Origin of the sequence: Actinophytocola sp., assembly GCF_035634895.1 — a bacterium.
Lineage (GTDB): Bacteria > Actinomycetota > Actinomycetes > Mycobacteriales > Pseudonocardiaceae > Actinophytocola.
In genome coordinates this window covers 1-11,590 of record NZ_DASQCC010000282.1, presented here as the reverse complement: position 1 = coordinate 11,590, position 11,590 = coordinate 1, and the positions used below count along the sequence as shown (strand labels likewise).

The window sequence follows — 11,590 nt, the reverse complement described above, 5'->3', positions numbered from 1 at the left end:
ACCGGGGCATGGTCATGCGGCGGGTCGGAATCCACGGTATCGGCGTCGTCAGTGGATATGGATGGGGTCGCGAACTGTTGTGGGACGGGTTGCTCACCGGCAAACCCGCTGCCGTCCCGACGACGTCCGACAAACCCGGCGAAAGCATGTGGCTGGCCCGGGTGCCACCCGGCGGTAGCCCGAACGACGGGCCCACCCGGTTCGCACGGGCCATGCGTGCGGCCGCGCGGGAGGCGATCGACGACGCGCGGGACCGCGGCTGGCGTGCCGGGCCACGTGTCGGCCTGCTGCACGCGATCGTGCTCGGCGAGGTCGACGGATGGCGGGAGTTCTACACCGAACGGGACGGCAAGCTCCCGTTGCGCGAGTACCTGGCGTTGATGCCGTCCACGCCGATGTCCACCCTCATGCAGGAGTACGGCTTTCACGGTCCGGCGATGACGGTCTCGGCCATGTGCGCGTCCGGCAACGCGGGGCTGATCACCGCGCAGGCCTGGCTGGACGCCGGCATCGTCGACGACGTGGTCTTCGTGGCCACCGATCTCTCGCTCACTCCGGAGAACATCCGGCATTTCGTCCGACTGGGTGTCGCGGTGACGAAGATGGAGCCACTCGACGCATGCCGGCCGTTCCAGGAGGGCAGCCGTGGCTTCGTCATGGGCGAGGCCTCGGTGTCCTTTGTGCTGTCGGCGCGGAAGGGCCGGCCCTACGCCTACTCGCTCGGTGGCGCCATGTCACACGACGCGCACCACGTCACCTCCATCGAGCCGTCGCTCACCTCGATCCTGGCGTGCATGCGGGACGCGCTCGACATCGCGGGAGTGGCGGCGTCGGACGTGCGGTACTTCAACGCTCACGGGCCGGGCACCGCGCAGTGCAACCGTGCCGAGTCGGCCGTGCTGGAGCACCTGTTCCCACCGGAGGTCGGCGTCTACTCGGTCAAGCCGCTCACCGGGCACTGCCAGGGCGCCGCGTCGGCCATCGAGGTCGCGGTGACCGCACTCGGCTACGACCGTGGGCTGATCCCGGCGCCCCCGATCGTGGCGACCGCGCACCCGCAACTGCTCGACGGGCCGACACCGGTCACCGGCGGTATCACCGTCAAGTCGTCCATCGGGATGGGCGGCCACAACTCCGCGGTCGTGCTGGCCGCACCGGCCTCATAGGGCAGCTTCACGTGGCGGTAGGGGCATAACCGGCCCCGACTGACCCCGGTGGTCCCACAATTCCGTTGTGGGGAGAGTCGAAGGTATTTCTCGTTCGCTGTATCGCAATACGGACCGAGATACGCTCGCGGACCTCTGGCGGTGCTGGCACGAGGCGGGGTTGAAGATGCCCGGTCCAACATGGAAGGCGCCGTCCGGGCTGGGGGAGTGGACCGTTCGTGAGCTGTACGCGCATGTCGGCCGCGGTGTGTGGACGCTGGCCGACCTGCTGGGCCAGCCGCCGCTGGGGCGTGAGCCCGGCCTGCCCGACGCGGCCGGCTACTTCGCCGCGCTGCGCTCGCTCGGCGTGCAGGGCGCCGCCCAGGTCGCCGAGACGGCCTCGGCCTGGGCCGGCGCGCGGACCGACGACGTGCTGGTCGACGCGTTCGACGTGCCGGCCGAGAAGGTGCTCGCCGTCCTGCCGGCCGCCCGGCACTCCGTCGTGCGTGGCCTCGCCGGCACGATCAGGGTCGCCGACTTCGCGGTCACCCGGATCGTGGAGGCCACCGTCCACCTGCTGGACCTCGCCGTCGCGGTGCCGCACGTGAGCGCGCCGCCCGCCGAGGCGCTGCGCCGCACCGTGGACGTGCTGACCGATCTCAGCCCGCCGGTGGAACTCATCCGGCTCGCCACCGGCCGTCCCGCGGCGCCGGTCTTTCCCGTGCTGACCTGAAGGGACCCCTGACGTTGTCGGTGCACACCTCCGCCGCCGAGCCGCTGTCCGAACGGGCACGCTGGCATCTCGGCGGCCTGCTGACGATCAGGGCGGCCGCGGCCGACACGGACGGCGCCATCGCCGTCGTGGAGGAGCGGGCCGTCTACGGCTACGCCACACCGCCGCACGTCCACAAGCGGGAGGACGAGACCCTCTACGTCATCGAGGGCATCCTCCGGTACACAGTGGACGGTGTGACGGGGACGGCGGCTGCCGGTGAGGCGGTGCACCTGCCGAGGGGCCTGGCCCACCGGTTCGAGGTGATCTCCGCCGAGGCGCACTTCCTGGTGATCATCACCCCCGGCGGGTTCGAGGAGTTCTTCGCCGAGGTCAGCCCGCCGGCCGACGCCGAGCGGGTGCCCGAGGCGGACGACCACGCGCACACCGACCCGGCGGACATGACGCGGGCGGCCGCCGCGCGCGGCACGACGGTGTTCCGCGGCTTCGAGGACGCCGTGCTCCTGGCCGCCGCGACCGTCGTGGAGTCGGACGACCGGGCGGAGGTCCTGGCGGCATACCGGTCCCTGGGCGAAGCACTGGTCGCGCCGGCGCCGGTCGTCACGTGCGCGCCGGAGGTGGCCGCCCGGCTGGTCGACGCGGTGACCAAGCGGCTGCCCGAGGACCCGGCGCACGCGCGGGCACTGGTACTGCTGGGAATCCTGGTCGAGCGGGCCGATGTCGAGGTCGGGGTGCCGCGGCTGCTCCAGGTGGTCGGTCCTTCGCTCGACTCGGGTTCCGTGCTCGCCTTCGCCTACCTGCTGGCGCATTTTCCGGCCCACGGCGCGGCTTCGCTCGAGGCGATGCGTGGCACGAGCCTCACCGAGCCGGACCGCCAGCGGCTGGCCCGCTGTGTGGCGCGTCCCGACGCGGAGCAGCTCGGGCGGGTGTGGCCGTCGCCGACGGTGTGGCGGCTGGACGCCGCCGAGCGGCAGCTGGACCACCTGTGGCGGGCGCGTCTTCAGTTGGACACCGGGGCCGCGTGGACGTTGTGGGAGGCGGAGACGGTGGCATTGCTGGCGTATCTCGGGGCGCAGGCCGACCACGAGGTGGCCCGACGTGGCTGAGCTGTTGTACGAGCGGTTCCTCGATGTGTTGGCGTGCCCGGACTGCCGGGCGCCGGTGTCGGGGGATCCGTTGGTGTGCGCCGAATGTGGCCGGTTCTTCAGCACCGCGGCGGGATATCCTGACTTCGCGCCGGAGGTGCGGATGAAGCCGGGGCTGGGTCCGTTCTATCTGCAGGATCCGTTGCACGTCACCAGGTACGAGACGGAAACTCGGGCGGCGTTCCTCCGGATCATGGGCGCGAACTGGGACGGCGACCTGACACCGGAGGACGAGGACGAGTACCTGCGGGCGCAACTCACGCCGGTGGCCGGGCCGGTGCTGGACCTGGCGTGCGGCGCGGGGCGGTGGACCCGAACCGTGGCCGGGGAGGTCGGCGAGGAGCGGGTGATCGGCCTGGACCTCAGCACGGCGATGATCGATCTCATTCGGGGCGAGCTGCCGGGCTTGTGTGTCGTGCGCGGCACGGCGACGAGACTGCCGTTCGTGACCGGGTCGCTGGGGGCGGTCAACTGCTCGAACGCGTTGCAGCTGCTGCCCGAGCCACGGGCGGTGATCCAGGAGATCGGGCGGTGCCTGCGGCCGGGCGGGACCCTGACGGCGTTCACGTTCAGGCAGGCGGGGCGGCCGACGTACCGGCATTTCCAGCGGCGGCACGAGGAGACGTTCAACGTGCGGGCCTTCCGGGTCGACGAGCTGGTGTCGTGGCTGGTGAGCGCCGGCCTGGAACTGACCGAGCTGCGCACGCCCGCGGAGACGCTGCTGTTCACCGCCCGCCGCGCGGACTGACCGCGCTACGTCGGCTGCTCGCCGAGCGAGCCGGCCTCGATGGCGAGCAGGTCGTCGACGTACCTGCGCAGCAGGCGGTCCAGCTCCGTGAGGTCGCGGTCGCTCCACTCGCTGAAGGCGGCCGTGCTGAACCGGTGCCGGGCGGCGTCGATCGCGTCGGTGACGTCCCGGCCCGCGCTGGCCAGCACGGCCTCGTTGACCCGCCGGTCGGTCGCGTTCGGGCGGCGTTCGATCAGGCCAAGCTCGGCCAGTTTGGCGACCTGCCGGCTGACCGTCGTGTAGTCGCGCCCCGCCCGGTCGGCCAGCTCACCGACGCCGATCGGCCCGAACCGCTGGATGCCCACCAGCAGTGGGAAGAGCGCGCGGTCCAGCGTGACCCCCGCCGCCGTGAGCAGGGCGTCGTCGCGCTGGGGCAGGTTGATGAGCGCGACCAGGTCGACGACGGAACCGTGCAGGCGCGCCATGGTGACCTGCCGACGCCTGCTGGTCATGCTCCTGCCTCTCGTGAGTGGACGGTGCCAGAGCCTACCGACGGCCGGCACCCGTCCGGCGCCACCATATGTTCACGCGCACACGCACGAATCCGCTCGCACCACTGCCACCTCGGGCACGCCGACGCGGACCGAGCGTCGGCACGCGACGACTCGGCCCGCTGTGTCCGTGTTCACCCCGGCGGTTCAGCCCCGGGTGAGCGCGGCGACCTCGGCCGGCGACAGCTTGATCTCCGCCGCCGCGATGTTCTCCTCCAGGTGCGCGACCGTGCCGGTCCCGGGGATCGGCAGGATCGAGGGCGACCGGGCCAGCAGCCACGCCAGCACGATCTGCCGCGGGGTCGCGTCGTGCTCCCGCGCCGCGTCCTGCACGGCGGCCTGCTCCAGGTCCTGGATCGGCGCCCACGGCAGGAACACCAGCGTCTCCTGCTCACACAGGTCCACCAGCGACTCCGACCGGCGGTCGGAGTGGTTGTAGCGGTTCTGGATGGACACGACCGGCGTGAGCCGCTGCGCCTGCCGCAGCTCCTCCTCGGTCACGTTGGACACGCCGATGTGCCGGATCTTGCCCTGCTCCTTCAGCTCGACGAGCGCGCCGATCGAGTCCTCGATCGGCACCCCCGGGTCGGGCCGGTGGAACTGGTAGAGCGGGATCTGGTCGAGCTTGAGCCGCCGCAGGCTGCCCTCGCACACCTCCTTCAGGTGCTCGGGCCGCCCGTTGACCGGCCACTGCCCCGGCCCGGTCCGCTCCAGCCCGCCCTTGGTCGCGATGACCAGGTCGTCCGGGTACGGGTAGAGCGTCTCGCCGATGATCTCCTCGCTGACGTGCGGCCCGTACGAGTCCGCGGTGTCGATGAAGTTGACACCCAGCTCGACCGCGCGCCGCAGTACCGCCTTCGCCTCGTCCAGATCCTTCGGCGGGCCCCACACACCGTCGCCGGTGATCCGCATGGCGCCGAACCCGAGGCGGTTGACCGTCAGGTCGCCGCCGACATCGATAGTCCCTGCTGTTGCCGCATCCACGGATTCGAGTCTTCCACGGACACGCGGGCCCGCGCCATTCGTCGATCAACCGAGGCGCAGCTCCAGCAGGCAGCGCGCGCCGGACAGGTCGGTCAGCGACTCGATGGCCAGGCCGTGGACCGCGGCGAGCGCGCGGAACTCGTCGACCGTGCGCTCGCGGCCGCCGAAGATCACGAGCATGGACAGGTCGAACTCGGTCGCGGCGAGCTGCCCGCCGATCGGTTCGACGACCAGGACGCGGCCGGCCGGCGGGAGCGCCTCGACGCACCGGTCCAGGATCACGTGCGCGTGCTCGTCGTCCCAGTTGTGCAGGATGTCGCACAGCAGGTAGGCGTCCGCGCCCGCGGGAAGCGGGTCGAAGAAGCTGCCCACGGTCGTCTGTGCGCGGTCCGCCACCTGGTGCGCGCGGAAGGTCGCGCCCGCCTCGGTCGCGGTGGGGTCGAGGTCGACCAGGTGGCCGCGGATCCCCGGATGAGCGGCCAGGATCGCGGCGAGGAGCGTGCCGACGCCGCCGCCGACGTCGACGATCGTCGGGAAGCGTGCCCAGTCGAAGCCGGCGACGAGCCGCGGGACCTGTGCGCGGAACCGGTCGGTCATCTGCTTGTCGAACGACGCGCGCAGGTGCGGTCGCTGGTCGAGGTCGGTCCAGAAGTCCTGTCCGAACAGGCGCGCGTAACCGCTCTCACCGGTGGTGACGCTGTGCAGCAGCTCGACGAACGCCAGCTCGGCGCGCCCACCGGCCAGGTCCAGGTGCAGGAGGTTGGCCAGGCCGTTGTCCGCGTCGCGCCGCAGCGCCGCGCCGAGCTCGGTGGTCCGGTAGCCGCAGTCCGCCCGCGCGACGATCCCGAGGGTTGCCAGGTGGTTCAGCAGGAGCCGGAGCGGCACCGGCGAGAGACCGCGTTCGGCCGCGACCTCCTCGGCGGTGGCTTCCTCAGCCAGCCGGTCCGGCAGGCCCAGCGTCACGGCGACACGCAGCGCCATGGGGGTGCTGAGGCCGGCCATCTTCCGTATCGCGGCGACGTCGTCCGGTGCGCTCACATCACCACGCTGGCACGCCTGTCAACCGGATTCAGGCCTCGGCGATGCTCCCGTTCGCCAGGTGCTCCTCGACGGACCGGGGGAGCAGGTACGCGGTCCCGCCGCCGGGCTGGTTGTGCCACGGCACGGTCCTGCCGGACAGCGTCCGCAGCTCCCGCACCACCCGGTAGCGGCGCGGCCCCAGCTCCTCGCGTTCGGCCCGCAGCGACATGGCGGAGAACTCGGTGTCCGCCGCGAACGTGAGATTGCCCGCCGGCGAGCCGTACCGGACGATCTCCCGGCCCGGCATCAGCACCGCGATGTGCTTGTCCGCGACCAGCGTCAGCGGCGGCTCGCCCGGCAGCGGCTGGATCGGCCAGTCGTTGAGGGCCTGCGAGGTGTTCACGTCGCTGCCGCCCGCCCGCAGGCGCCCGGGGGTGACGGTCAGGCTGCCGAGCAGGTAAGCGCCCGCGTCCCACAGCTGCCCGAACCGCTTGGGGTTGCGGGGTTGGCCGCGCTCGTAGTCGGCGACCTGCCACTCGTCGTCGACCCGTTCCAGGCACACGGCGCCTTCCGCCGAGCCCAGGATCCGGTACGCCTCGGGCAGCGCGCCCGCCTCGCTCGCCCGCCGGTCGATGATCGCGAGGACGCGACGGTCGCGGTCGGACAGCTCGGCCTCGCCCGGCGGCGTGACCTGCGGCTGGTCCTGCCGGCCCGGTGGCTCCGCGGCCGGCGGCTGGGCCGGCTCGGGTTGCGCTGCCGGCTGCTGGGCCGGCTCCGGCTGGGCTGCCGGCGGCTGGGCGTCCGGTTGTGGTGGCGCCGGAAGCTCGCCCGTGAGCGCGATGTACGCGGCGTCCTTGGGCTCCCGCTCCAGTTGCGGCGGCGTGAACCCGTTCGCACGGATGTGCTCGACCAGGTCCGCCTCCGGCGGCACGCCGTGCTTGGCCAGGTAGTGCGGAATCGCCGCCGGCCAGATCCACGTCCCGTCCGTGTGGAACGCGGCGGGGGTGTCCCGCGCGCCGTTCGGGTCGAACAGGTCCACGTCGAAGCCGCGGCCGCCCATGATCACGTGGGCGGTGTTCAGGTAGTTCAGCACCCCGGCCAGGTCGCTCTCCGGCACCGGCGGCCGGTTCACCACCGGCCGGCCGTTCGGCTCGCGGTGGTCGAAGATGCGGGCCTGGCGGAACCGGCCGGCCACCTCCGCGACCCGCTCCGCGTTCGGCAGGATGGTCTTCATCCAGTCCGGGACGCTCGACGGCGCCCGCGGGTACATCTCCAGCTCGTCGAGCACGTCGTACCGGGACGGCGGCTGCCGCCAGCGTGGGTCCTCGGGGAACAGGTAGTTGATCGACAGCCGGATCGGCCACTCGACCACCGTGCTGGCCGCTGACCAGGTGCCGGCGCCCTCCCGGTACATGCCGGCCCGCAGCCGCCGGTAGAACTCGCCGAGCTCGCGCGGCGCCTCCCAGTCCCGGAGCTGGCCGTCGATGCCGATGATCTGCCCGATGATCTCCTCGTTGTTGCCGCAGCCGCGGTACACGACCCGGATCTGGTCGCGATCGGACGGCGCGCGCAGCGCCAGCAGGTCGGCGATCTTCCGCTGCAGTTCGCGCTGCTCCTCGAAACCGAGCGGTGCTGGGCGGGTCATGAAAGGGGAGTCCTCCTACCAGGTATGCGCGTCACGCGGGTATGCCGGCCTGTTCGACCGCCCGGCGGAGCCAGTCGGGCACCTTGTCCGCGGGCCGGGGATAGGTCTCGATGTCACGCTTGAACAACGCGGGCGGGATCGGCGGCTCCCACTGCGGGTCGAAGTCGTAGTTGTAGAAGATCTGGAACTCGCCGGGCGGGTTCATCATGTACCGGGCCGAGAACCAGGCGCCGCGCTCCTGGTCGTACATCAGCCTGCGCAGCTCCAGGAACGCCTGCGCGGACTGGGCGGGCGGCCCGACCTCCGCGTAGGACAGGTCGTTCATGATCACCGTCAGGCCGAAGTCCTGCACGCCCTCCGCGATCCGCGCGATCAGGTCGACCCGGCGCCAACCCTGCGGCGCGACGCCGATCAGGCCGCCCCCGATCAGCTGGAGCAGCTCGTCGTACCGCTGTTGCCGGGCCTGCTGGTCCCACGGCTGAGACATGTTCTCCTGATCTCCTGCTAGTTGTCATAGCGCCGGAAGTGGATCCTGATCCTGCCATGGCTGTCCCGCATGACGAACCGCTCGTGCACCTGCTGCGGACGGGCCGGCGCGCCGGGGGTGGACCCCTCCGTCTCGGTGTCGTGCCACAGGTGGTCGGTGCCGTGCGTGTTCTGCTCCCGTGCGGCGGCCATGTCCTGGCCCCACCAGATCTGGTCGGCCGGCCCGCCCAGCGATCGGTTCTCGCTGCTCATCTGCGGGAACTGGTTGCGCGCGTCGACGTGGCCACCGCCCTGGGTCGGCCGGAAGTGCCCGCCGTCGACGCCGGTCGAGCCACCCGCCGCCTTGACCAGCTTCTGTGCCTCGCCACTGCGCGGCGAGGTCTGGGAGTAGTCGCGCTCGTCGGAGGCCTCGGTGGTCACGCCGTGGTCGTTGGTGCGGTACACGTCCTCGCCGTTGATCCGGGTGACCGTGTTCGGCGGGAAGTTGTTCAGCTCCGGGTTGAGCTCGCCCACCCGGACCCGGGACGAGCCGCTCGCGCTCTGGCTCGACCAGGTGTCGATCGCCACGACCCGCGCGGTGCCGTCCGGGCCGGGGGGACCGGTGTAGAGCCTGGTCGTCCCCTGCGGGGTGGTGTGCACGATCTCGGTGTAGGGCGGGTAGCCGGTGCGGGAGCTGAGCGCCTCGCCGATGCCGCGTGCCGGCTGGTGGAGCGGCTGCCGCAGCGGGTGGTCCGCCGGCAGGCTCGGGTCGTTCGACGGGAACGTGACGGTCTGGTCGTGCCGCGGTGTGTCCCACGCCTGGTAGCGCGGCGGCAGCCCGGTGTCGTCGGTGGTGTAGACGTGCTCGGCGCCGTCCACGTCCACCCGGTAGGTGGTGTTGGGCCGCGGGTAGGACGCGTCCGGGTTGACGTTCGCGCCGGCCTCGTGGATCCCCTCCGTGCGGTTGCTCACCGCGAGGTCCGCGTGGCTGATCACGCCGGCGTCGTTGGTGTAGTAGGTGCCGCGGCCGGGGACGTGGTAGGCCGTGTTGGGCTGGAGCCCGTCCCGTCCGATCAGCCGCTCGCCGTCGTGCAGTGGGCGGTGCGGGTCGTTCGGGTCCGCGCCGCCGGCCGCGGCGTCGTCGACGTCGATCGTGACCGGGTCGTCCGCGTTGTCGACCCGCGGCGGGATGAACTGCGACTGGATCCGGCCGCGGTCGACGTCGTCGCCGAACGGCAGGGGCTGACCGTGGTCCGGCGGCGGACCGTCTCCCGGGTCGCCCGGTGTGCCGTCGGTCGGTGGCCCGTCGCCTGGTGTCCCGTCGGCCGCTGTGTTGTCGGTTGGTGTGCCGTCGCCTGGTGTGCTGTCCGTCGGTGTGCTGTCGTTTGATGTGCTGTCGGCTGGCCTGCCGTCGGTTGGCGTGGCTGGCCGGGTGTCGACCGGGAGCCCGTTGTGGCCGGTGTCGCGGACGTTGCCTTCGGAGTCGAACTCCCGCCAGCCGCCGTCCGGCGGATGGGTCGGGCGGGCCCGGCCCTGGGCGTCGACGTGGTCGGCGCTGGCCGAGTACGGGGTGGTGTTCTGCTGGCCGGACCACGACCGCTCCGTCGGGGCGATGACTCGGGCGCCGGACTCCCTCGCCAGGTCGGCGGCCAGCCCCGTGTCGTGCCGGCCGGCCTCACAGCCGTTGAGGATGATCGGGTCGGTGCCGTTCCAGCCGAGGTCGCGGGCCAGGTGGGCGAGGTCGCTGCCGGTCAGCTGCTGGCCGTTGACGTAGGCGTGCTGGCCGTCGCTGTGGACGTCCAGGACGAAGTGTCCGTCGATGGGCCGCACGGCCGCGGCGGCGTCGCGGGTGCGTACGTCGGACGCGTCGTAGAGCGCCGCGCCGGCCGGGGTGCGGAAGGAACTCTCGTCCGCGACCTGCTGGAGGTGTTCCGGCAGGGGCGGCGTCGCGTCGCCGTCCGGCGGTGTGCTCTGGTCGGTGTCGTCCGGCCGGTCTTGGTGCTCGGTGCTGTCGGTGTCGCCTGTGTCGCTCGGGTGGTTGGGGTCGCTCGGGTGGTCGGTGTCGCTCGGGTGGTTGGTGTCGCGGGCGTCGTCGACGCTGACGGTGCCGGTGTCCCGGGTGCCGTCGGGCTGCTCCGCCCCGAAGGACTCCGAGAGCACGCGGCCGTCGTCCGGCGGGACATGGACCTCGCGGATGACACCCTCGTCGAGCAGGCGCTGAACGTTGACGTCGTCGGGGAGGGTGAACTGCCGTCCGCCGCCGGGCTGCCCGAGTGCCGGCGCGACGTCGGCGAGGGTCCCCCGCAACCCGTCGGGGTCGGCGACGACGTAGACGTGGTACCCGACCTCGGCGTTGTCCGGGAAGATCGCCCGCTCGCGGTAGTGGTAGGGCGTGCCGTCGGTGTCCATCGGGGAGAGGAACCGACCGTTCTCACCCCCGAACCGGTCGAGGACTGTGCCTTCCGGAATGGTGACGTCCCGCTCCGAGCCGTGGACCGCACCGTCGTAGAGCGGCCACCTGTTGGTCCGGTAGGTGCCGTCGGGCCGGTGGTTGGCGTTGAACTCGTCGCGGGTGCCGTGCACACCCCAGGGGTTGTGATCGGCGATGAGGGGGGCGACACGCTGGTCGTAGCTGCCCATCCCGTTGGCGCGGTCCCCGTTCATGGGGATGTAGTCGCCCATGTCGGCGAAGGGGTGCTCGCCCTGGTGGTTGCCGAGGAAGTTGAGCGGCACACCGTTCTCGTCGACCCGCGGTCCGGTGGGCGCCGTACTGGCAGGCGGCCCGTCGGTGTCGTCGCCGGAGTCTGTGTCGTCGGCGGTGCTGTCGTCCGGGGAGCTGTCGTCGGGCGTGTCGTCCGGAGCAGGCCCGTCCGACTCCTCACCGTGGATCGGCTCGGGCTTGTGTTCGGAGTCAGGCGTGGAGTCGGTGTCCGGGTTGGGATCGGTGTCCGGGTTGGGATCGGTGCCAGGCGTGGGCTCGGAGTCCGGCCGGGTGTCGGAGTCCACCTCGGTGTTGGGGGCGGGTGAGTTGTTGTCCGGCTGGTCGTCGGTGGGTGGGCCGTCGTCGGTGGCTGGGCCGTCGGGGTCGGACGTGGTGTCGGTGTCGGCGGTTGCCGGCTTATCGGAGTCCGGTTCGCGCGTCGGGTGCGAGGGGGAGCGCGACACGTCGCCGTTC

General features: G+C 72.0%; 10 protein-coding genes. 4 read left to right on the top strand and 6 right to left on the bottom strand.

What is annotated here, in order from left to right; all coding sequences use genetic code 11:
* Positions 1–14 precede the first annotated feature (14 nt).
* From VET29_RS43570 to VET29_RS43555, 4 genes are all read left to right on the top strand, one after another.
* Complete coding sequence (locus VET29_RS43570; protein WP_414636770.1) at positions 15–1,166, top strand: beta-ketoacyl synthase N-terminal-like domain-containing protein; 1,152 nt, start codon at positions 15–17, stop codon at positions 1,164–1,166.
* A gap of 67 nt (positions 1,167–1,233) precedes the next feature.
* On the top strand, positions 1,234–1,878 hold the full coding sequence (locus VET29_RS43565) for a maleylpyruvate isomerase N-terminal domain-containing protein (protein WP_324933355.1): 645 nt from the start codon (positions 1,234–1,236) through the stop codon (positions 1,876–1,878).
* 20 nt (positions 1,879–1,898) lie between these two features.
* Positions 1,899–2,984 (top strand): cupin domain-containing protein, encoded by a 1,086-nt coding sequence (locus tag VET29_RS43560; protein WP_324933607.1) that lies wholly within the window; start codon positions 1,899–1,901, stop codon positions 2,982–2,984.
* Positions 2,977–3,771, top strand: coding sequence for a methyltransferase domain-containing protein (locus VET29_RS43555; protein ID WP_324933352.1), 795 nt, complete (start codon positions 2,977–2,979; stop codon positions 3,769–3,771). Before VET29_RS43560 ends, VET29_RS43555 begins: the two co-directional genes overlap by 8 nt.
* Positions 3,772–3,776: 5 nt before the next feature.
* Here the strand turns inward: VET29_RS43555 and VET29_RS43550 are convergent, their stop codons facing one another.
* The 6 genes from VET29_RS43550 to VET29_RS43525 form a co-directional block, all read right to left on the bottom strand.
* Positions 3,777–4,262, bottom strand: a complete 486-nt coding sequence (locus tag VET29_RS43550; protein ID WP_324933350.1) for a MarR family winged helix-turn-helix transcriptional regulator — start codon at positions 4,260–4,262, stop codon at positions 3,777–3,779.
* Positions 4,263–4,448: 186 nt separating this feature from the next.
* Positions 4,449–5,285 (bottom strand): aldo/keto reductase, encoded by an 837-nt coding sequence (locus VET29_RS43545; RefSeq protein ID WP_324933347.1) that lies wholly within the window; start codon positions 5,283–5,285, stop codon positions 4,449–4,451.
* A gap of 45 nt (positions 5,286–5,330) precedes the next feature.
* Positions 5,331–6,323 (bottom strand): methyltransferase, encoded by a 993-nt coding sequence (locus tag VET29_RS43540; protein ID WP_324933344.1) that lies wholly within the window; start codon positions 6,321–6,323, stop codon positions 5,331–5,333.
* A gap of 31 nt (positions 6,324–6,354) precedes the next feature.
* Positions 6,355–7,950 (bottom strand): TNT domain-containing protein, encoded by a 1,596-nt coding sequence (locus VET29_RS43535; RefSeq protein WP_324933341.1) that lies wholly within the window; start codon positions 7,948–7,950, stop codon positions 6,355–6,357.
* Positions 7,951–7,981: 31 nt separating this feature from the next.
* Positions 7,982–8,437, bottom strand: a complete 456-nt coding sequence (locus tag VET29_RS43530) for a hypothetical protein (RefSeq protein WP_324933339.1) — start codon at positions 8,435–8,437, stop codon at positions 7,982–7,984.
* A gap of 17 nt (positions 8,438–8,454) precedes the next feature.
* Positions 8,455–11,590 (bottom strand): TNT domain-containing protein (locus VET29_RS43525; protein WP_324933336.1); only part of this gene is annotated, 3,136 nt, incomplete at its 5' end.

What these genes read in the sequence shown, in the direction of transcription:
- VET29_RS43550 (WP_324933350.1), bottom strand. Translation starts at nt 4,262, where the DNA reads ATGACCAGCAGGCGTCGGCAGGTCACCATGGCGCGCCTGCACGGTTCC.
- VET29_RS43570 (WP_414636770.1), top strand. Translation starts at nt 15, where the DNA reads ATGCGGCGGGTCGGAATCCACGGTATCGGCGTCGTCAGTGGATATGGA.
- VET29_RS43535 (WP_324933341.1), bottom strand. Translation starts at nt 7,950, where the DNA reads ATGACCCGCCCAGCACCGCTCGGTTTCGAGGAGCAGCGCGAACTGCAG.
- VET29_RS43530 (WP_324933339.1), bottom strand. Translation starts at nt 8,437, where the DNA reads ATGTCTCAGCCGTGGGACCAGCAGGCCCGGCAACAGCGGTACGACGAG.